Consider the following 21,526-nt stretch of genomic DNA (forward strand, 5'->3'; position numbering starts at 1 on the left):
GGGTTGCTAGCCCTCCCAGCGCTTCCGCTCGGCTTCTTCACCGTCGCCGTAATCAAACTCATCGATCAGGCCACGGCGAGCCTGCGAGGCACGCTTGCGTTCTGCCGCGGAGACGCGATTCGTGTCGTAGAGGCGAGCGTCGCCTCCGCGACCGGCAAGTGTCGGGTCGCCGCCACGCATTGGTTCCCAATCAAACGAGATTTCACCGATCGTGACCGTATCGCCCTCCTTGGCGCCGATCCGACGGAGCTCGTCCTCAACACCAGCCTTTTCCAGACGGTCGGAGAGATAGCCCACTGCCTCGTCGTTCTCAAAGTCGGTTTGCCGGATCCACCGCTCAGCTTTCTCGCCCGTAACAATCCAGCCCTCGGGGTAGAGCGGATCGCGCTCGACAGTGATGCCGGAACCGGACCGCCCATTTCTCCCCACTGCGCGTGGCCGGATGATCTGCGGCTCCGCGCCCAGTGCGTTGCCGCTCGCACCGGCGGCCTTTCGAGCTGCTTTACGCTGCCCGTCACGCGACTTCTTCACAACGTCCCACATCGCCCACTTCAGCTCTTCGAGCCCCGCGCGAGTCACTGTGGACACGAAGTACACCGGCCAATCAAACTTGTCCTTGATGTCACTGAGCAGGAACTCTGCAAGCTCCGCCGCGTCGGGAATATCCAACTTGTTCAGCACGATGACCCTTGGCCGTTGGCGAAGGTCCCCGAGCCCGGAATCATGGTCGAGCGCCTCGGCGTAGCTATCAAGCTCAGCCTCGAGTGCTTCAATATCCGAGATCGGATCGCGCCCAGGCTCAAGTGACGCAACATCGACCACGTGAACGAGCACGGCGGTTCGCTCGATGTGGCGAAGGAAATCAAGACCGAGCCCCTTCCCTTCGCTGGCACCCGGAATAAGTCCCGGCACGTCGGCGATGGTAAACGTGTCGTCGCCGACGTCGACCACGCCGAGATTGGGCGCAAGTGTGGTGAACGGGTAGTCCGCAATTTTCGGCTTCGCAGCGGACAGTACTGAAATGAGGGATGACTTACCGGCCGATGGGAAACCCACCAAGCCCGCATCTGCGACAGACTTCAGCTCAAGAATGAGATCATGCGCTTCACCAGGTTCCCCCTTCAGTGCGAACCCCGGGGCCTTCCTCTTCGCGGTGGCCAGTGCTGCATTACCCAGCCCGCCAAAACCGCCTTCTGCGGCAATAAACTTCGTCCCCGGGACGGTGAGGTCGGCGAGTATCTCGCCATCTTCACTGCGTACGACAGTGCCGACGGGCACGTGGAGGATAAGGTCTTCGCCCCGGGCGCCATTGCGGTGATCGCCCTCGCCGTTTGCACCACGTTCAGCCTTCACATGGGGCCGGTACTGAAAGTCGAGCAGCGTGTGCACCTGGGTCGACACCTCGAGGACAATGTCCCCACCGTGTCCACCGTTGCCGCCGTCCGGCCCACCGAGTGGCTTGAACTTTTCGCGGTGCACGGAGACACAACCGTGCCCACCGTCGCCCGCTTGCAGGTGCAGAACCGCACGATCAACAAACTGCGCCATGGTTACGCCCGCCTTTCCGTGATTTCGTGCTTCTCACTTGCAGGGTACCGGGTCGGGTATCGACTACTCGCCGATACCCGCCACCGCGCGAACGGTGTCGTCTGAAATTCGACGAAGCTCCTCACCGGACACATTGTTCTGACTGATCCACAGCTTGTGCTGGTGCTCCAGCTGGTCTGCAAAATTGCGGGCCCAGCGGCCGTTGCTTCGCTCCGCAGGCGGAAGTGCTTCGTAGGCTGCGACGACAGTATCGGTGAGCAAGTCAGCGTCGACAAGCCAGCCCCTGCCGGTGATGCTTGCTTCCACAATGCGCGCGACGTCGACGGGCGAGTAGTCGGGGAACTCAATGGAGTTCGGGATACGCGAACGCAAGCCTGGGTTTGCATTCATGAACTCGTCCATCTCCTTTGTATAACCGGCAAGAATGGCGATGAACTTACTCCGGTCATTCTCCAGGCGAGGAAGCAGTGTCTCCACTGCTTGCAGACCGAAATCGTTAGCGCCGCCTGCTGCGGTGAGCTGGTACGCCTCGTCGATGAACAGGACGCCGCCGAGCGCTTCATCCAGCGCACGGGTGGTCTGCTTTTCAGTCGCGCCAATCACCGATCCGACGAGGTCAGAGCGCGTGACTTCCTTGACAGTGGGGGATTCCAGAATGCCGAGTGCGTGGAAAATTTCCGCCACGATACGCGCAACGGTCGTCTTGCCAGTACCCGGGTTGCCAGAAAAGACCATGTGGTAGGTCGGCGACGACGTCTGCAGACCTTGCGCTTCGAGGCGCTGATTCGTTTCCGCAACGCGCACCAATTCGGCCGCCCACTGCTTGACCTCTTCGAGGCCAATCAGGCTCTCCAGCTGATCCAACAGCTCTTCGACACGCTGACCACTCGATTCTCCGCCCGAAACCGCGCGAATATCGGCGTCAGTCACGCTCGTAATTTCCTCATTCGTCACCTTCGACAGATCACCCGCGTATTCGCGTGCAAGTCGACTACTAATGGAGCTGATGAGCTTATCCTCGAAGTTTCTCGCCCAACGGCCATTCGAACCGTCGCCGGAACGTCGATACTGACGGCGGATCGCCGAATGCAACGCTTCCTCATCAAAGGTGTAGCCCTTCTTTGCCAAGCTCGCCGCACCGATCTGTGCAAGCTCGTCGGCGGAGTAGTCCTCAAAGTCAAACCGGTTCGGAATGCGGGACTTCAAACCGGGGTTCATTGAGAGGAAGTCCTGCATTTTGTCTGTGTAACCTGCAAAGATAATCACGATGTCTTCGCGGTTGTTCTCCATAAATGTCAGGATCGCATTCACGGCTTCCTTACCAAAGTCATTGCCTCCCTCAGAGTGAAGGTCGTAGGCCTCGTCCACAAAAAGGACGCCGCCGCGGGCTTCTTCAAGCACTTTGTTCGTCTTCTGGGCGGTGCCACCAATGTGCTCCGCAACGAGGTCCGCACGTCCAACCTCGACGAAAGTGTTCGTGCGCACCGCTCCTGCGCTGTACAGCGCCTGGCCAAGAAGGCGAGCGACGGTCGTTTTACCTGTACCCGGATTACCGAGGAACATGGAGTGCATAACCACAGGCTCGGACGCGAGGCCAAGCTCATTGCGGCGCTGATTGAATTTCACGCGGTCCATAAAGGAGGCGATCTGCCGCTTCACGCTCGCAAGGCCGATGAGCTCGTTGATCTGCGCCATCGGATCGCCAGGTGCCGAGGCGACAGCCCCAGCAGCGCCGCTTCCTTGGGAACTTCCGCTGACTTGACCGCTCTTCCCCGAGTTTGCTGACGTGGGCCCGTTAACCGGCGTGGGCGCTTGGACCTGCTTCCATTGTCCATCGACGCTTTCGAATACGGCAGCAACGTCGACGTCCACCTGGCTGCCATTTTGGGAGTAGATTGCAATCTGCGCGCCCTGCGTGAGCTTTGTATCTTCGACGCTGAGCACGGAGCCATTGACCAGAAACTCACCGTAGGAGGCAAAGAGAGTGAGCTCATCGAACTCGCCTCGACTGCCGTTTTGGAGGACGAGCTGGCGGAAGTTTGCCATCGACGGGTGGAGCACCAAGGAACCAGATAGCCGCGAGTTTTCAGCCATGATCGAGAACGCTCGCGTGTTTTCAAATACGGCCAGCACACCGTCGAGAATCTGCGACCACCCGAGAAATGACCGCTTGGCCACAAGTTCCCCTCCGCTCACCGAGAGCGTCGCATTTGTTACACCCGCGGGAGATTCAACAATCGCATCCTCAAGCAAGAGCCTTCTGCCCCTGGCAAAAATGGCGGGCATATTGCTCGACCGTTGCGCGGTGACGACACGCGTACGAACTAGCTCGCCAAACGACTGGTCAAACACGTTGAAGCAGTTTTGCCCATCTGCCTGCAGAATCGTTGCGTCCTCAATGCGCACGGTGCCGCCGTTTTTCGCACAAAGCGCGCCGGTGACCGCGATCGTGGTTTCGTCGCGACCAGCCCCTCGAATTGTGAAGTGCCGCATCTTTTCCGGCACCGACTGCATCCGGTACTCCCCGGCTTCAAGAATCACCGTCGCCTGTGGCGCAAGCCTTGGGGCTACAACGCGGTCAAAGTCCGCACCTTCGGAAGCACTCCACCGAACTTCTGTTTCGTCAGCACTCTCCCGCTCCACGACGCATGAGCTCTGATCAACATCAACCGTCGCGCCACCGGAAGCCTTGACGGTAATGCGCTCTCCAGTTTGGCTGCTCATCTGCGGAATCCGGACCGTAGCGTCCTTCACAAAGATCTCGGGGCGGCTCGTATCGACGTGCGCGCGCTGCCCCTCGAGCACACCTCCGCCAGCGACAGCTGCAATTCTCTTACCTGCCGGAGTCTTGATGGCTACGCCTTCGCCGAGGTGGGCACGTCCGCCCTTATTAATGATGAGGGTCCCCACTGTGGACGAAGCGATCGTTGCACTCACATTTGAAAGAATTTCGAGCGCGTCGGTCTGGGATCGTTCAACTGCGATTTGAGCATTTTGCGCGCCAAGGATCGCCTTCTTGGCGTCGCTGCCACGTACATCAGAATTCACCACGTTGAGCTGCGCATCTTTGACCCCGACAGCAGGGTACGTCGAAACTGCCGGGATTCGCACAGTGCAGTAGCTCAGGGTTGCTTGTCCACGGTTACAAATGACGGCGTTAGCCTCATTCGGCCCCATCACGCTCACACCAACTAATGCCGCACCATCGGCAAGTACGACGCGACCGTGGAAGATTACACCCCGACCACTCGCCTGCACGGTGCGCCCCACAACGCGAAGTGTTCCGACTGAGTACTCCCCAGGTGTTACCGTCAGCGTTCCACCCAAAGGAAGCTGCTCAAGTAGGGTTGCGAGATCATCGTGCGTGGTTACCTGCATCTACACTCCTTTTCGCGAATTCTGCTCCACTTTACGTCAGCCCCGCATGCTTGTGCGCCCACTATGCATTTTCGCAACCCCTTGACAACCCACACAACGTTTCGGTAGTTTCGCCATATGGACTACTCAAACGAAATTAGCAACTACTTTATGTTCCGTCGCAATGGCATCAAACTCGCCGAGTGGGTTGCCAGATCAAATAAAACACTCGGCGAGCTCGTTCAACTAGGGATGCCAGAGGACTACGCGATGGATGTGCTCGACCTCGCGGAGCTGCTCTTTCGCCCGGTAGTGCACACGAGATACCAGAAACGGTGCCGAAAGTACGCAGCGAACAACGAACATTGCGTCGAAACTCTAGCGCTCATTTTCCGTGCTTCTCGCAGTATTAAAGATCCGACACAGCGGTGGAAATTCCGCGAAGAACTCTGCAATACTGCAGGTGACACAGACGTTGTCCGTCGCACAGCGCGGAGAATCAAGAAGGCATATCAACCGACCCAGAGCCCCCAGGACGGGGTGCGAGTAAGGCGCTCCGGCGCGAAGACGACTGTGACGTTTACAGGCGATTCCAGCGCTCTAGAGGATGTCGTCAATACGCTCAGGAGCGGCACCAATAAAACCGGTGATCCACTTGATCCAATTCTTTGGCTGTGCGGAAAAAGGCAGGCTCACTCGACAGGAGGTTGCGCGCACGCGGTTATGCCGATGAGTGACTTGCAGGCCATTATGAAAGGAAGCGCCTGTTTCACCGGGGTGCGGCTCGCGGATGGATCAGTAGTTCACGGATCCGATTTCGCCGACCGCGAGTTGATCTCATTAGGCCGCATTACGCTTGTAGCCGAGGGATATGGCCCTCCAGGTCACACCACCGTTCCGGCAGATTCTCCAGGCATGCAAAAAGCCGCGTAGCCCCGACATCGGGGCCACGCGGCCTAGCGTGTTGCCAACTTTGGCTTACGCGGTGGCTTCGTCCTCAACGACGCCTGCAGCCTCTGCCTGCTCCAGGACCTCGGAGGCAACGCCCTCACCATCGGCCGGGATGATGTTCACGATGCGACGCTTACGCTTGATGCCGAACTGGACAGCGCCCGGCTTGAGTGCGAACAGGGTATCGTCCCCGCCACGGCCGACGTTGTCGCCCGGGTGGAACTTGGTACCGCGCTGACGGACGAGGATCTCGCCGGCCTTGACCTGCTGGCCACCAAAGCGCTTCACGCCGAGGCGCTTGGACTCAGAGTCACGACCGTTCGAGGAGCTGGATGCACCCTTCTTGTGTGCCATTTGTCTATCTCCTTAAAATTAAGTCTTACTTGATGCCAGTGATCTTGACCGTGGTCAGCTCCTGGCGGTGGCCCTGGCGGACCTTGTAACCGGTCTTGTTCTTGTACTTGAGGATGTCGATCTTCTTGCCCTTGCCGTGCTCGACGATCTCAGCCTCAACATTGACCTTGGACAGTGCATCTGCGCCGGAGGTGACGTCTGCGCCATCAACGAGAAGGATCGGGGTGAGTGCAACCTTGTCGCCTGCTTCACCCTCCAGCTTCTCGACCTTGACGAGGTCGCCTTCGGCAACCTTGTACTGCTTGCCGCCGGTCTTGACGATCGCGTACATAGAGGGTTACCCCTTATCTCTACTCGCGCATCCGCCGGCATGCTTCGGTGGACGCATGGAACTTCATTTCAGTGCTTCAGGACCTGATCGATCCGCCGTGCCCGCATGCTTGGGCAACGAGGCGGCACGCCCCAAAAACAACGACTGCCAAAGACTACACCGAACCGGGGCGTTTCTCCAAACCGCGACCTGGGGCGCTGTGCCTCAACGACCTCGGGCGCTAGGAGCGGCGCTTGCGTGCGGCCCGTCGGCGGCCGCGCCGGCTTCGCTGGCGTCCTGCCTCCTCACCATGCTGCTCCGAGTCCTTGTCCTTACCTTCGTGTCCACGGGTGCCGCGTTGGCGGCTGGTGTCCTCGTGGGCGCCGGCATTGCGAGGGTTACGCCCGCCATCTTGTCGGGGGTTGGGCGCGGAACCGTCCTCGGACGACTCACTCCGATTCGTCCGCCGTACCGCTCGACGGCGACGACGGCCTCCAGAGACATCACGGGAAGTTTCGGCGCTCCCACGCTTTCCCGTCGATTCACCGGCGTTCGCCCCTCGGTCTTGCGTACCAGATTGATCCGTCGTGCCTCGCCTTACAGGTTGCTGGGCTTCACTCGCCTGCGGATCGTCGTCCCACTCGTTGCGTTGTGGCCGTTGATCGGAGCGAGAGTTGCCCCGTGTCTTCCGTCGACGCCGCGGTGACTTCTCAAAGTCCGCCACTGCATCTTCAAAGCTCTGCCGTGAGTTGCCAGTGTTCTCGTTTTCTCCCTGCGCAGGAGCTTCAGTCTCGATCGAGGAACTGCGGGTTGCTGCTCTCCGAGCGCTTCGACGCTTCTTGGATCGCCCTGCTCGCGAGGTTCGCTGCGCCGGCGCGTCTTCATGATCGTTGTCGTCGTCGGCATCCCCGAAAGCTCCGCCCGACGCCTCAACTGGCTTCGAGTGCTCGGCCTTCGCGTTCTTTCGCTGCGCTTGACGTCGCCTGCGCCTGTTGCGTCCACTACGCTCATTGCCACCATCGGACTGCTGAGTTTCACTTCCGGCCTCATTGACGCCGTCGTTCTCTGCTGGCTCCGAGCTAAGAACAGTGTTTTCCTCACTGCCGCGCTGATCTCGGTGCTCCTCGGCGTCTGGTGCGTTCTGCTCAGGCGATTGCGAACGATTTCGTCCGCGACCTCGACCGGAGCCGCGCCGACCGCGTCGCCTCGACGAAGTCTTCGGCTCGTCCTCCTTTTCTTTTTCTTCCGCCACGACAGCATCCGCCAATTCGTCGATGGCCTCGTCATCCAGCGGCTTCTCTACGGGTTTCGGCGCCTCGGAGAGCGCAGAATGCATCGCTCTGGCCGCAGGGTGCTGCCCGGACGGGAGTCGCCTGGAATCGACGCGCCCGTATCGCGCTCGCTTCTCTTCAACAACTGGATCTTCGGTCAACAGAATGCCTCGACCGTCGCAGCAATGGCAGGGTACGGAGAACGTCTCAAGAAGACCGTTCCCAAGACGCTTTCTGGTGAGCTGTACCAGACCCAGAGAAGTTACCTCGGAGACATTGTGGCGGGTGCGGTCGCGCCCCAGTGATTCCTTGAGACGTCGAACAACCAATTCTTGGTTCTCCGGCAGGATCATGTCGATGAAGTCGATGATGATCATGCCGCCGATGTCGCGCAGGCGGATTTGGCGAACAATCTCCTCGGCTGCTTCGAGGTTGTTCTTTGTCACCGTCTCCTCGAGGTTTCCGCCGGATCCGGTGTACTTGCCGGTGTTGACGTCGATAACCGTCAGCGCCTCGGTGTGTTCGATGATCAAGGTGCCACCGGACGGTAGCCACACCTTCCGAGCCAAAGCCTTTTCGAGTTGCTCATCCACGCGGTACGTCTCAAAAGCATCGCGTCCATTGTGCTTCTTGCTGCGGTACTTCTTGACGCGTCCGAGCAAGTCAGGCGCGACGGATTCAACGTACGCGCGAATAGTTTTGTACGACTTCTTGCCGTCAACGATGAGTTTATTGAAGTCTTCGTTAAAAAGATCCCGCACGACCTTGATCAATAGTGCCGGCTCCTCATAAAGGGTCACCGGCTTCGCGCCATGAGACTTCTTCTCACGTTCGGCGAGTTCCTTGATCTCCTCCCACTGGCTGTGAAGGCGCTGCACGTCCGCCGCAATAGCTTCCTCAGTGATGTTTTCGGCAGCGGTGCGGATGATCGCCCCACCCTCCTCAGGTACAACCTTGTGGAGGATCTCCTTCAAGCGCTTACGCTCCGGGGCCGGAAGTTTGCGGGAGATCCCGGCTGTCCGTCCTCCCGGAACATAGACAAGGAACCGCCCCGCCAACGAAATTTGGGTCGTCAGACGGGCGCCCTTATGCCCAACCGGGTCTTTGGTGACCTGAACAACGACCTGGTCGCCGGACTTCAGCGCGTTTTCAATTCGTCGCGCGCGACCCCCGAGTCCAGCAGACTTCCAGTCGATTTCGCCCGCGTACAGCACACCGTTTCGGCCTTGTCCGTAGTCAATAAACGCGGCTTCCATGCTGGGCAGCACGTTTTGCACGCGCCCAAGGTAGATGTTCCCAACCATGGTGACCTGGTCTTCTGTGTCAACAAAGTGCTCAACGAGCAGGCCGTCCTCGAGCACCCCGACCTGTGTCACCATTCCCGTGCCATAGTGCCGCTCGCGGTCCCGCACCACCATGGTGCGCTGCACGGACTCGCGCCGCGCAAGAAACTCTGCCTGGCTGACGATACGCGAGCGCTTACGCTCCTCCGCACTCCGCTCACTGCGACGACGTCGCTTCGCTTCCAGACGAGCCGATCCCTTGATCGCCTTCGGTTCGTCTATCTGCTCAGCCTCTTGCGTATCGACGCCACGCTCTGCACCATCAGCGTTTTCCTGCCCACGTGAATCGCTGGCCTTGCTCGCCTTTGCGTTGCCGCGGTTCCGTTTCTGCCGCCCGCTACGCGCGGAGTCCGCAGAGCCTCCTTCCGCTGTGCGCAAGGTACCGTCCCCAGAATCAGAAGATGAGGCGTCCGAGTCATCCAGTCCGTCGGATCCTTCTGCCACCTCGCGGTCAGCGGCACGGGCAGCTTGCGCTGCACGACGAGCGCGTCGACGCTGCGAACGAGTCGGAGCCTTGAACAGCGGAGCGTACTCGGTGACCGACTCGTCCTCTGGCGCCGGCGTCACGTCAGGTTCCACGTCAGTAAGCGGCTCGTCGGAAGCATCGCCGCTCGGATCCGTGCCCGGTTCATCTGCGGTGGCCAACTCGGCATTGACCTTGTCCTCAATTTGGTGGATCTCGTTCTCTACGTCTTTGCGTACGCGGTGTCGGATCTTCTCGTCCGCGTCGGAAGACTCGTCCCCAGCGTCGCTTGATTGGGGTGCGTTGGTGTCGGGAGACAGTGCGTCGAGAAGCTGCTCGCTCTCCGCGCGAGTGAGCGAGGACTGCGCTACCTTGACTACTCCCATGTCCGACAGCGCAACGACCAGGTCTTTCGAAGGCACGTTGAGCTCTTTGGCCAACTGGAAGACGCGCATCTTGTCCTTGAGGCGAGAGCGGTCAAACGTCGCGTAGGGGTTGACCGTTGGCTCATTGGCTGGCTGTTCGCGCTTCGCAGGAGCCTTCTTTGTTGACTTCTTTGTCGATTTCTTGGCCGGCTTTGTCGACTTCTTCGCCGTCGCCTTCGTGCTGCGGCGCTTCTTTGGCGTGGATTCCTCGTTCTGTGCCACGAACCTATTCTCCTGTTATGCGTCTGCCCGCACAGCTTCTGCGCCGGGCACCGGGCGCTGGCATTTCCTGCCGCCGCCGCACAGTGCCGCGCGAATGCGCGGGACTTCAATGTCAAAGTTTGTCAGCACGCGCGGCGTCAACAACGTCAACAACGTGAATATCGTCAAGGACGTCAACGACGCGATGCTTGCCATCTATTGTGGCACAGGCCCCCGCCCCGCGCGTTTACCCCGCCCTGTCCACGGTCAGTCCTCTTGACCAACCGCTAGTGGTTCTCGCTCTGCGGCCCCTCCGCAAGCTCGAGGAAGCGCACAACTCCGCCAATAGTTGTTTCGACGACTGGTTTATCCCAACCCGCAACAACAAGGGATGACCCAACAATTGCTCCGAGAATTGCTTCGCCGTCCGCGTTGGTAACGCCCGCGTACTTGAGCAGTGCGTCGATGGCGTTGACTGCCTCGTAAAACTGCTCTTTGACCATCTCCTGCAACGCGGGTGCCTCGCGCTCGGCATCGACGGTTGCGGAAATAATCCCGCGCACCCAGTCTCGGTGCCCACAGGTCACAAGATCCAGCGTCGCTGCAGCGAGCTCACGCCGATCTTCTCGAATCTTGGGGTCCTTCAGCGCCTCCTCGAGGATCGCCGCCTGTACGGCGTGGAATCGCTCAAAGCACGTCTGGATGAGCTTCTCACGGCTCTCGTAGTAGTAACCAATCGAGCCAACCGGCACCCCAGCACGCGCGGCCACGTGCCGATGAGTGACTGAGGACATTCCCTCCTGCAGGAGAAGATCAATCGTGGCCTTTTCAATAGACGCGCGCTTCGCTTTTGCACGTTCTTGCTCTGGCTTGTCGTTGACCATCTCCGAGCCTTTCTCCGATAAAGCATACGATGGACTCATCGCAGCGTGACGCTTTCCTATGCATTGTGACATATGTATTGAGTCGCAATAAATCATCTGAATGATTTACGAATTTTGCCCAGGAAAGCATAGAAAACGCTACCCCAGGATGCGCTCTTCCGGGGGTAGCGTTGTCGAAAGTTTGGTGTGGTTGGTTACTTGTTGGGGAACCAGATGGCGATCTCACGCTCTGCAGATTCCGGGGAATCGGAACCGTGCACCACGTTCTCACCGACGGTCAGCGCGAAGTCGCCACGGATGGTACCCGGGGTCGCCTTCTCCACCGGGTGGGTGCCGCCTGCCAGCTGGCGCCAGGCAGCGATCGCAGACTCGCCCTCAACGATGCCAGCAACCAGCGGCGCAGAGGTGATGAAGTCTACGAGGTCACCGAAGAACGGCTTATCCTTGTGCTCTTCGTAGTGCTTCTCGGCGGTCTCGCGGTCCGCGGTACGCAGATCCATCTCCACCAACTTCAAGCCCTTGCGCTCGATGCGGGAAATGATTTCACCGACGTGCCCGTGGGCAACGCCGTCCGGCTTAATAAGAATCAAAGTACGTTCGGTCATGGACCAGACTCTACCGAAACCTCTCGCACGATGCGCGATGCATCTGCGGGCGTCGCGTCACGTTTCCACAACTGCACCTGCCGAACCGCACCATCTTCATTTCCCTCACGGATCATCCGCATAATTGTCGTACGCTGTTCCGGGTCAAGCGAAAGATCCGGGGCACCCATGTCCTGATACTTCATGTACAGCGCACATGCCAAAGCACCGCCCGCGATCACGATCGCAGCGGCGCCGACCCAACTCGGCCACGCAAACAACGACGCACCAACGGCGACAAGCGACATCACCGCAGCAAGCACCAGCAGGAAGAATCGCATGCCCTCCAAGCTACTAAGGTTTAGGGGGATGTACCAGCATGTTCCGCTCCATGAGCTCGCGCTTAGCCAAGGCCTTCCTGACGCACCCGCGTTGACAGACCTGTCCACGGGCACGACGGTGACCTACCGCGAGCTCCGCACACTCGCTAACAACGTCTCGCGCGTACTGGCCCACGCCACAACATCACCCTCCCCCGTCATCGCGGTCCAACTCCCAAACTCGGTGGAGTTTGCGGCCGTGATCCTCGGCATCGCCCAGGCGGGTGCAGCGTCCAGTCTGATCGGCCCGCTACTTCGCAACCATGAAGCGAGACATCTCGCCGAGCTCGCCGGCGCAGACCCACAACTCGGCCTCATCCGGATGGAGCAGGCGCAAGCGCTGATACGCGGCACGACTCCCGCCGGTTGGCCACGCCGCGACGCTGCTAACCACACGCCCGCAGTCAGTGCTGCGAATGCACAAGAGCTCGCCTTCGTTCCGTACTCGTCGGGCACCACGGGGATGCAGAAGGCGGTGGGGTTGACGGGGGCGTCGGTAAGCGCAAACATGACCCAGTTTGCTGCAGCGATTGCACGAAGTGGGGTGGGTACTCACACCCCGACGATGTCGCCGCTGCCCTTCTCACACATCTATGGCTTGACCGCGCTGCTGCTCACCCCGCTCATGCTGGGGCATCACGTGCTCACGATGCAGCGCTTTGATCCGGAGCGCTTTGTGAGCGCGCACCGCGATTTCGCCGTGCAGCTCACATTCATCGCCCCGCCGCTCGCGCGCGTCCTCGAGACCGCCCCGGCCGATGCCTTCAACGCACTCGAACTGATCATCAGCGGCGCGGATCGACTCGACCCCACGGTGGCACGAACGGTGGAGTCGCGACTGGGCGCGAGCGTGATCCAGGGGTACGGAATGACCGAGACGTCGCCGGTCACCTTTGTTGGCGTGCGCGGCGAAACGCCTCCGGACTCGGTGGGGTTCCCGCTCCCCGATACCCGCTTCCGCATCGGTCCCGACGGTGAATTATCCGTCGCCGGGCCACAGCTCATGCGCGGCTACCTCGGGCAAGAGCCGATCGGTGAATGGTTTCAAACCGGGGACCTCGCGCGCGTGGGGACGCACGGCGAGCTCTACATCATCGGACGCGCCAAAGACACGATCAAATACAAGGGCTACCAGATCGCTCCGGCCGAGCTGGAGGCCACGCTGCTCGAGCATGAAGCAATTGTCGACGCCGCCGTCACCCCCTTTGTGCTCAATGGCACCGAGGTCCCCCGCGCCTTCGTCGTGCCCGCACCCTCACCGGCAGCCACGTCTGCCCGCCTCACAGCCGACGGTGTCATGCGGTTCGTGGCTGACCGGGTCGCGCCGTACAAGAAGGTGCGCGTCGTAGATTTTGTCGAAGAGATCCCCCGTAGCGCAGCCGGGAAAATCCTCCGCACCCAGCTGCGCGACCTGCCGCACGCAGACTAGCGCGCCGGGTCTTCTGCAGTGCCCAGGTGCTGGGTAACTAGGTACCCGGCGCGCATACGCTGCAGCATCTCCGAGCGCAGCTTGATGATGAAGAACCACACCACGCCGAACGTGATGCCGACGGCAGTGACGGACCAGTGGATGAAAAACCCGAAGATGAGCGGAATCTGGAGCGCCAGGTCCACCCACAGCATGACCGGCTTCTTCTGGAAGAACGCAACGACCACGTGCGCGAGGCCGATGACGGTGACGTAGACCCAGTTAAACGTGGTCCAGAGCTCCCCGTTCTCAACCTTGAGAATCACGGTGAGGATGAGGAAGATCGTGATCGCTTCCATCACGAGCGTGCCGGAAAGTACGCCGGTCAGGCCTGTCATCGGGTCTTTGACCGGGGCCTTGCCCGGGCCGAGGGGGCTCATATCCGGCTCGCGACGCGCGCCGCGGCGCGAGCGCCGGGTGTTGTTCTGGTCAGCCATGCCCTCATCGTATCGCTGAGAACGGTTGGGCCATAACTGGTGCGCGGTGGCGTCGACAAGCGCTTCGATCAACGCGCCTGGACGCAGTACTCAATTACTCGAGCGGCGACGTCGATTCCCGTCACCTCCGTGAGGGAGGCAAATTGGGCGTTCGAGTTCACCTCGCCGACAAGCGGACTGGACGCATGGAGGAAATCGACCGAGCCAATATCCAGGCCGAGCGCGCCCATCGCTGTGCGTGCAGTGTCCACGAAGTCCGCGGGCGGATCCCACGGCACCGCGCGACCGCCACCGGTCACGTTGGCGCGGAAGTCACCTCCCTGGCCGAACCTTTGCATCGCAGCAACTGGGGTCTCACCAACCATGAAGATGCGGGCGTCGTGGCCGTGGGATTCAGCGATGTATTCCTCCACGATCACGGGCGCAGGATGAGCGGCGCGGAGGAACGCGACCAGCTCCGCGGGGGCGTGGATCAGCTCGACCCCCTGCCCCCACGAGCCGATTGCACGTTTCGCCACGACCGGGTAGCCCAACTGAAGGTCTACGGCAGCGAGAAATTCGCTCTCCTCCCATTCCGCGGCCGATAAGTTCCGGTACGCCAGCGGCGCAGTCAACGTACACGGGTGCGCAATGCCGGCGTGCGAAAGCACCGCGTGCGTGTACGCCTTGTTATCGCACGCAGCGATCGCGGTCGCGGTGTTGATGGTGCGCACCCCCAGCGCTTCGAGCTGTGCGACGACGGCAACGTCTTTGTCCTGGATAAGCGCGACGCGCGGCAGCGGACCGGTGCCCATCGCGGCGACAACCTCATCGCTACTCACTCGCCGCAAATCAAGCCCGACCGCGCCGGCCGCACGCGCAAGAGCGCCGAACTGCCACTCAAACTTGTCCCAGTGCAGCCAGCGGTTGGTCACCAGCCAGGCAGCGTCGCAGCCCACCGCACTACGCCTCGGGCTCCTGCGCGTCCAGCGCAGTGAGGTAGGTGCGGGCATCACCGGCGGTGGCGATGGACCCGGTGACCAACACGCCCATGCCGTCTTCGCCAGACTCTTCGGCGACCTCGCGCGCCAGTTCCACCGCCGCCGGCAGATGCGCCTCGATTCGAACGCGGTCATCACCGAACACGTCGTACGCCACCTCCGCCAGCTCGTCGACGTCCATCGCACGTGGGGATGAGTTCTGAGTAATCACTACCTCGCGCAGCTCGGGCTCCAGCGCTGTCAGCATCTGGCGTGCGTCTTTGTCCCCAAAAATCGACACCACGCCGATCAGACCCGTGTAGTTGAAGTCCCGCTCGAGTGCGGAGGCGAGGGTGCGGGCGCCGTGGGGATTATGGGCGGCGTCGATAAGCACGACCGGGTCCTTACCAAACCGCTCAATCCGCCCCGGGACCGTCACCTGGTCAAATCCCGCGCGAACGGCGTCGGCATCAAGCGGGTGCTCGCGGGTCACGCCGAAGAACGCCTCCACCGCGGCGAGCGCAAGCGACGCATTCGCCGCCTGGTGGGCGCCCGCGAGTGGGAGGAAGATGCCGTCGTACTCTCCACCGAGTCCGCGCAGCGTGAGCTGTTGGCCGCCGACGGCAACCGTGGACTTCCCTACCGAGAACTCGCTGCCGCTCCGAGCAACGATTGCCTCTGTGTCGACCGCACGCTCGAGAATCGCGTGCATTGCGTCCGGCTCCTGCTCGGCGACCACCGCAATGTTTTCCGCCGGGCTCAACGCGCTCAACGCGTCCGCCTCGCGGGGCTTAATAATCCCGGCCTTCTGTGCCGCGATCGCGGCAATGGTCTGGCCAAGGAACGCTTGGTGGTCAAGCCCGATCGGGGTAATCACGGCGACATCGGCGTCCACCACATTCGTCGCGTCCCAGGTCCCGCCCATGCCGACCTCCAGGACGGCGACGTCGACGGGCGCGTCCGCAAACGCCACGAACGCCATGGCTACGAGCACCTCAAAGCGGCTCAGCGGGGTGGCAAACTGCGCGTCGACCATTTCCACGAAGGGCTCGAGCTCGTCAAAGATTTCCGCGAAGCGTTCCGGCGCGATCTCGGCGCCGTCGATGAGCATCGTCTCGGTCACCCGCGTGAGCTCAGGGCTGGTGAACAGCCCCACGCGGTGTCCCAGTGCGCGCAGCAACGACTCGGTCATCCGCGCGGTCGACGTCTTCCCGTTCGTGCCCGCGACCTGGATCACCTTCAGCGTGTGCTCGGGCGAACCGAGTAAATCCATCAATGCGGCAACGCGGTCAAGGCTCGGGTTCGGGTCGGCAGCACCGGCGCGAGCATCAAGCTTCTCGCTGACCCGCGTGAGTGCAGCGCTATCCCCGGAGTACTCAGGAACCCGACTGATCGGCTCGCCGTCGTCGCTCGCCAGCTGCCCAACGCGCATCCCCACCAGCCCAGCGAGGCGCGCAAGCTCGTCGTTCTCCGAGCCTTCCGGAGACCCGTCGGGCTCGACGCTGTCGGCGGCCCGAGTATCACCCAGATCCCGAGTACCACCCAGATTCAGCGTCATGCCACTGTCCGTCATGGAGATACGGCCGAACTCCGTGTCGCGCTCACGCACCGGCGTGAGCTCGTCACGTTCCTGCTCGTCGCCGTGGGTGGTGTTGTCGCTGTGGTCGTACTGCTCGCTCATGCGAGCCAGTCTACTTCTCCGGCAGCGTTTCCAGTCGCGCGGTCACGCGCTCGAATTCCTCTTGCGCAACCTTCTGCCGCACCTTGATCTTTTCCACGACCTGCTCCGGCGCGTTGGTCAGGAACTGCTCGTTGGACAGCTTCGCACCGGTGGTGTCCAGCTCTTTCTGCGCGGCGGCGAGCTCCTTCTCCAGGCGCTTGCGCTCGGCAGCCACGTCGACCGTGCCGGAGGTATCCAGCGCCACGTCGAGGTTGACCTGGCTCAGGCGCATCTCGATGCTTGCCGACGCTGCAAAGTCCTCACCCGGCGCCTCTACTCGAGCGATCTGGCGCACCATGTCCTCCTGGCCAGCCAGATCCGCGGACGCGAAGTCCAAGCGCGCCGGCACCTTCTGTGACGGCTTCACGCCCTGGTCGGCGCGGAAACGGCGCAGCTCGGTGATGAGCTTGATGGAGTCCTCGACGCGACGGCGCGCGTCGAGGTCCGTCTCCACACCACCGTTGGTGTCGTCTGCGGTCGGCCACGCAGCCGTGGTTACGGTCTCCTCACCGGTCAGCGCAGTCCACAGGACCTCGGTAATAAACGGCATGGTCGGGTGCAGCACGCGCAGGACCACGTCGAGGACACGGCCCAGCACGATCTGGGTTGTGCGGCCCCGTTGCTGCTCTTCCGCTGACGCGTCAGCATCAGTACGCGGGATCTGGGTCTTGGCAATCTCGAGGTACCAGTCGCACAGCTCGTCCCAGGCGAAGTGGTAGAGCGCCTCGTTGGCCTTGGCAAACTGGTAGTCGTCCAGGTAGGCGTCGACGCGCTTGCGAAGTTCCTCGGCGCGGTCGAGGATCCAGCGGTCGGCGTCGGTAAGCGCTTGGCGCTGCGGCAGCTCGCCGACCCCGGCGCCGTTCATCAGCGCGAACTTCGTGGCGTTGTACAGCTTGGTAGCAAAATTGCGGGCGGCCACGGCGTGGTCGTCGCCGATGGGCAGGTCCACGCCCGGGTTCGCGCCGCGGGCCAGGGCAAAGCGCAGCGCATCCGCACCGAAGCGGCCGACCCAGTCCATCGGATCGATGCCGTTGCCCAGGGACTTCGACATCTTGCGGCCCTTTTCGTCGCGCACCAGGCCGTGCAGGTAGAGGTCCGTGAAGGGCACCTGCGGCCGGCCACCCTTGCCCTCGCCGAGGATTTCCGGGGTGAACTTACCGGCAAAGGTGCCAAACATCATCATGCGCGCCACCCAGAAGAACAGGATGTCGTACGCGGTGACGAGGACGGAGGTCGGGTAGAACTTGTCCAGCTCAGGCGTCTTCTCGGGCCAGCCCATCGTGGAGAACGGCCACAGCGCGGAGGAGAACCAGGTGTCCAACACGTCCGGGTCCTGCTCGTAGCCGGCGGGCGCTTCCTCGTCGGGGCCGACGCACACCACGTCGCGCTCGCCGTTTTCGTCTTCCGGCCCGTACCAGATCGGGATGCGGTGCCCCCACCACAGCTGGCGCGAGATGGTCCAGTCGTGCATGTTGTCTACCCAGTCGAAGTAGCGCTTCTCCATCGACTGCGGGTGGATCACCGTGTCGCCGTTGCGCACGGCGTCGCCGGACATCTTAGCCATCTCATCCACCTTGACAAACCACTGCAGCGACAGGCGTGGTTCGATCGGCTCGCCGGAGCGCTCCGAGTGGCCCACGGAGTGCACGTAGGGGCGAATCTCCTTGACAATGCGGCCCTGCTCCGCGAGCGCCTCGCGCACGGCGACGCGCGCTTCCTCGCGGCTCAAACCGTCGAAGCGGGTGCCAGTGTTGGCAATGCGGGCCTGCTCATCCATGATGATCGGCATGTCCAGGTTGTGGCGCAGGCCCATCTCGTAATCGTTCGGGTCGTGCGCCGGCGTGATCTTCACCGCACCCGTGCCCAGCTCCATATCCACGTAGTCGTCGGCGATGACCTTGACCGTGAGGTCGTCGCGCAGCGGGTGGTCGAACTCCTCGCCGATGAGGTGCGCGTACCGCTCGTCATCGGGGTGGACGGCGATCGCCACGTCACCCAGCATGGTTTCGACACGGGTGGTGGCCACGACGAGGTGCGGCGCATCGTCGTCAAGCGAGCCGTACCGGATAGAGACGAACTCGCCCTCGACGTCCTTGTATACGACCTCAATGTCCGACACCGCGGTCTCGAGCACCGGCGACCAGTTCACCAGGCGGTAGTCGCGGTACACCATGCCCTGGTCGTACAGCTGCTTGAAGATGGTCTGCACCGCCTTGGACAGCCCATCATCCAGCGTAAAGCGCTCCCGCGACCAGTCGACCGAATCGCCGATCGCACGCATCTGCGTGGTGATCGTGCCGCCGTACTGTTGCTTCCACTCCCAGACGCGATCGATGAACTCTTCGCGGCCGTAGTCGTAGCGGTCCTTCCCTTCCTCAGCCTTGAGCTTCGCCTCCACCTTGGTCTGCGTAGCAATGCCGGCGTGGTCCATGCCGGGCAGCCACAGCACCTCGTAGCCTTGCATTCGCTTGCGGCGCACGAGGGAATCCATCAGCGTGTGGTCGAGCGCATGGCCCATGTGCAGCTGGCCGGTCACGTTCGGCGGCGGCAGCATGATGGAGTAGGCGGGCTTGTCGGATGCGGGGTCCGCCGTGAAGTAGCCCTTGTCCACCCACTTCTCGTACAGCGTGGACTCGTGGTCCTGCGGCTCCCAGCTCTTGGGAAGGGCGTCCGCGCGGTTCTTGCCTACTAAATCATTCGTCGCTTCACTCACGGTTGCCCATCATAGCCCCCGCTCAGAACAGCGCGTCAGCCACTTCGGCTTCGTGCTTGAGCGCGTCCACGTTCGCCTGGATGCGCTCGCGCTGGAAGTCGCTCACCTCCAGCCCTGCGACGGGCTCCCACGTCCCGCCGGTCCCCACTGCCGGCACGCCGAAGACCAGGCCAGCGTCGACGCCGTATTCGCTTGTCGACGCCTGCGCCACCGTCACCCAACGCCCATCGGTCCCCTGCACCCAGTCCCGCATGTGGTCCACGGCGGCAGACGCCGCCGACGCCGCGGAGGACTTCCCGCGCACCTCGATGATCTCGCCGCCGCGCTTGGCCACGCGCGGGATGAACTCGTCGACGTACCAGTCCCGGTCCACCTTGTTGGCCAGCGGCTCGCCGTTCACGGTGGCGTAGGTGATGTCTGGGAACTGCGTGTCGGCGTGGTTACCCCACACCACCACCCGCTCGAGCGCGGTGGAGGGCACGTCGAGGTGCTGCGCCAGCATGGACAGCGCGCGGTTGTGGTCCAAGCGCATCATCGCGTTGAAGCGATCGCCCGGAATGTCCGGGGCCGACTTCGATGCGATGTAGGCGTTAGTGTTGGCGGGGTTGCCCACGACGAGGACGCGGACGTCCTGCGCTGCGGCGTCGTTCAGCGCCTTGCCCTGCTCGATGAAAATCTTGCCGTTGGCCGCGAGCATGTCGGCGCGAGACTCGCCCTTTCCGCGCGGCTTGGCGCCGACCAGGAACGCCGCGTTCGCTCCCTCGAACGCCTTGGCTGCGTTGTCCGCGACAGTGATGGTGTTGAGCAGCGGGAGTGCAGAATCGGCGAGTTCCATCGCGGTCCCCTCCGCGGCGCGCACGGCAGCCGGGATCTCCAGCAGCGTGAGGTTGACCGGCTGGTCCTTGCCAAAGACGTCGCCGGAGGCGACACGCCAGAGCAGCGAGTACGCAATATTGCCTGCGGCTCCAGTGACCACAACGTTGACGGGCTGTACCGGGGATTTCGTCATCATGACTCCTTGGCTCGGATGTGTGCTCGACTGCTTGCTCGCCGTCTGAAATGGCCCTGCGATGACCCTCATGATGCAGACGACGCGATCGCATACCCGACGAGTATAGAAACGCGACGCCGGTAGGTTCTCGCGCTGCTCCCCCCATTTGGGCACAACTTTGGCCAGCTTCTGTGGTTTTCGCTTCGAATGGGGACATCGGGGGCGCATGTGGTGCACGATGGAAACGTATGACCTTGGCGTTGACGCGCACCGACCCCTGCCCGCCCTGCATGACCCGAAGGAGACCCTGTGACGCAACAGCACAAGAGCAGTGACGCAGCTGACGCAGTTGACGCAATTGACGGGGCTGCCCAGACCTCAGATACGGGCGAAGCGCGGGCCGACTCCGGCGCCGCATCTTCCGACTCGCTGGACGCGGTCGTCGATACCGCGCTGCGAATGTTTGCCGCGGACGGGTTCCACGACACGAAGCTGGAAGCGATTGCCAAGGAATCCGGTATGTCCAAGCGCAAGATCCACTACAACTTCGGGGACAAAAAAGGACTGTATACGCGGGCGACGCTGCGCGCCCTCGAGCGCCTCACCCCACCCGAGCACGTGTTGAATCGCTCCTACGCCGTACCCGTCGAGGGGATGCGCAAGTTCATCGACGCGCTCTACACGGCCGTCAAGCATAACCCCGATTCCGCAGGCATCCTGCTGCGCGAGGAGTTGGACCCGGTGCTTGACGGCACCACGTCGGCACTCACCCAGCGCACCGACACCGTCGCGCTGCACCTGGAACGCCTCCTGCTCATCGGTCAGGACTCGGGCGCGTTCCGCCCCGGAATCTCGGCCGATGACGTACTGGTGTTGCTCGTCTCGCTCAGCTTCTTCCCCACCGCTTTGGGCGACGTCGCGGAGGGGCTGCGCAACATAAACTTTCGCTCCGAGCGCAACAACACTGGCCTGCGCAGGATGGTCATCGACGCGGTCATCGCGTTCCTGACCACCAACATTTCCCCGTCCGGGTACGACAGCTACTTGGAACCGACGCCTGCGGCGGACGCGACGGACTTACCCGAAGTCCACACCATCGCGGATGTGAGCGCCGACTATCTCGACGACCCGGAGACGCGCATTTACTAACGCGCGCCGCGACCCGCG

The 21,526-nt window shown here is 62.0% G+C and carries 16 protein-coding genes; 3 read left to right on the forward strand and 13 right to left on the reverse strand.

The features are described 5' to 3' along the window. Window positions 1-6 precede the first annotated feature (6 nt). On the reverse strand, window positions 7-1,548 hold the full coding sequence (gene obgE, locus FPP74_RS05340; protein WP_144717342.1) for a GTPase ObgE: 1,542 nt from the start codon (window positions 1,546-1,548) through the stop codon (window positions 7-9). 63 nt (window positions 1,549-1,611) lie between these two features. Then, on the reverse strand, window positions 1,612-4,926 hold the full coding sequence (locus FPP74_RS05345; protein ID WP_144717344.1) for an AAA family ATPase: 3,315 nt from the start codon (window positions 4,924-4,926) through the stop codon (window positions 1,612-1,614). A 117-nt stretch (window positions 4,927-5,043) separates the two neighbouring features. On the opposite strand from FPP74_RS05345, the gene FPP74_RS05350 reads away from it, so the two are divergent. Further along, a complete protein-coding gene (locus FPP74_RS05350) occupies window positions 5,044-5,838 on the forward strand; it encodes a hypothetical protein (protein ID WP_144717346.1) in 795 nt (264 codons plus the stop codon). Between the two features lie 45 nt (window positions 5,839-5,883). Here the strand turns inward: FPP74_RS05350 and rpmA are convergent, their stop codons facing one another. From rpmA to FPP74_RS12210, 6 genes are all read right to left on the reverse strand, one after another. After that, entirely contained in the window at window positions 5,884-6,210 is a 327-nt protein-coding gene (gene rpmA / locus FPP74_RS05355) for a 50S ribosomal protein L27 (protein WP_095275447.1), read from the reverse strand. A 25-nt stretch (window positions 6,211-6,235) separates the two neighbouring features. Continuing rightward, entirely contained in the window at window positions 6,236-6,541 is a 306-nt protein-coding gene (gene rplU, locus FPP74_RS05360) for a 50S ribosomal protein L21 (protein WP_144717348.1), read from the reverse strand. A 220-nt stretch (window positions 6,542-6,761) separates the two neighbouring features. Then, on the reverse strand, window positions 6,762-10,244 hold the full coding sequence (locus FPP74_RS05365) for a translation initiation factor IF-2 N-terminal domain-containing protein (RefSeq protein WP_144717350.1): 3,483 nt from the start codon (window positions 10,242-10,244) through the stop codon (window positions 6,762-6,764). 266 nt (window positions 10,245-10,510) lie between these two features. Beyond that, a complete protein-coding gene (locus tag FPP74_RS05370; RefSeq protein WP_158221619.1) occupies window positions 10,511-11,107 on the reverse strand; it encodes a TetR/AcrR family transcriptional regulator in 597 nt (198 codons plus the stop codon). 194 nt (window positions 11,108-11,301) lie between these two features. Beyond that, complete coding sequence (gene ndk / locus FPP74_RS05375; RefSeq protein WP_095535401.1) at window positions 11,302-11,712, reverse strand: nucleoside-diphosphate kinase; 411 nt, start codon at window positions 11,710-11,712, stop codon at window positions 11,302-11,304. Continuing rightward, window positions 11,709-12,032: a hypothetical protein gene (locus tag FPP74_RS12210; protein WP_158221620.1), complete on the reverse strand. Its 324-nt coding sequence runs from the start codon at window positions 12,030-12,032 to the stop codon at window positions 11,709-11,711. Before FPP74_RS12210 ends, ndk begins: the two co-directional genes overlap by 4 nt. A 28-nt stretch (window positions 12,033-12,060) precedes the next feature. Here FPP74_RS12210 and FPP74_RS05380 point away from each other — a divergent pair, with 28 nt between their 5' ends. Then, window positions 12,061-13,500, forward strand: coding sequence for a class I adenylate-forming enzyme family protein (locus FPP74_RS05380; RefSeq protein ID WP_186439391.1), 1,440 nt, complete (start codon window positions 12,061-12,063; stop codon window positions 13,498-13,500). Here FPP74_RS05380 and FPP74_RS05385 read toward each other — a convergent pair. The 5 genes from FPP74_RS05385 to FPP74_RS05405 all read right to left on the reverse strand — a co-directional run bounded on the left by FPP74_RS05385 (window position 13,497) and on the right by FPP74_RS05405 (window position 20,380). Continuing rightward, the gene (locus FPP74_RS05385; protein ID WP_144717354.1) at window positions 13,497-13,976 is read right to left on the reverse strand and encodes a DUF4233 domain-containing protein; all 480 of its coding nucleotides are present in this window, start codon (window positions 13,974-13,976) and stop codon (window positions 13,497-13,499) included. The genes FPP74_RS05380 and FPP74_RS05385 overlap by 4 nt on opposite strands. 68 nt (window positions 13,977-14,044) lie before the next feature. Next, a complete protein-coding gene (locus FPP74_RS05390; RefSeq protein WP_186439392.1) occupies window positions 14,045-14,914 on the reverse strand; it encodes a RimK family alpha-L-glutamate ligase in 870 nt (289 codons plus the stop codon). 4 nt (window positions 14,915-14,918) lie between these two features. Next, window positions 14,919-16,616, reverse strand: a complete 1,698-nt coding sequence (locus FPP74_RS05395) for a folylpolyglutamate synthase/dihydrofolate synthase family protein (protein WP_240510487.1) — start codon at window positions 16,614-16,616, stop codon at window positions 14,919-14,921. A gap of 10 nt (window positions 16,617-16,626) precedes the next feature. Continuing rightward, window positions 16,627-19,368: a valine--tRNA ligase gene (locus FPP74_RS05400; protein ID WP_095275439.1), complete on the reverse strand. Its 2,742-nt coding sequence runs from the start codon at window positions 19,366-19,368 to the stop codon at window positions 16,627-16,629. Between the two features lie 22 nt (window positions 19,369-19,390). Next, window positions 19,391-20,380, reverse strand: a complete 990-nt coding sequence (locus FPP74_RS05405; RefSeq protein WP_370511793.1) for a malate dehydrogenase — start codon at window positions 20,378-20,380, stop codon at window positions 19,391-19,393. A gap of 288 nt (window positions 20,381-20,668) precedes the next feature. On the opposite strand from FPP74_RS05405, the gene FPP74_RS05410 reads away from it, so the two are divergent. Continuing rightward, a complete protein-coding gene (locus FPP74_RS05410) occupies window positions 20,669-21,508 on the forward strand; it encodes a TetR/AcrR family transcriptional regulator (protein WP_095275438.1) in 840 nt (279 codons plus the stop codon). Window positions 21,509-21,526: the final 18 nt, after the last annotated feature.

Source organism: Corynebacterium sp. NML180780 (assembly GCF_007786415.1).
Lineage (GTDB): Bacteria > Actinomycetota > Actinomycetes > Mycobacteriales > Mycobacteriaceae > Corynebacterium > Corynebacterium gottingense.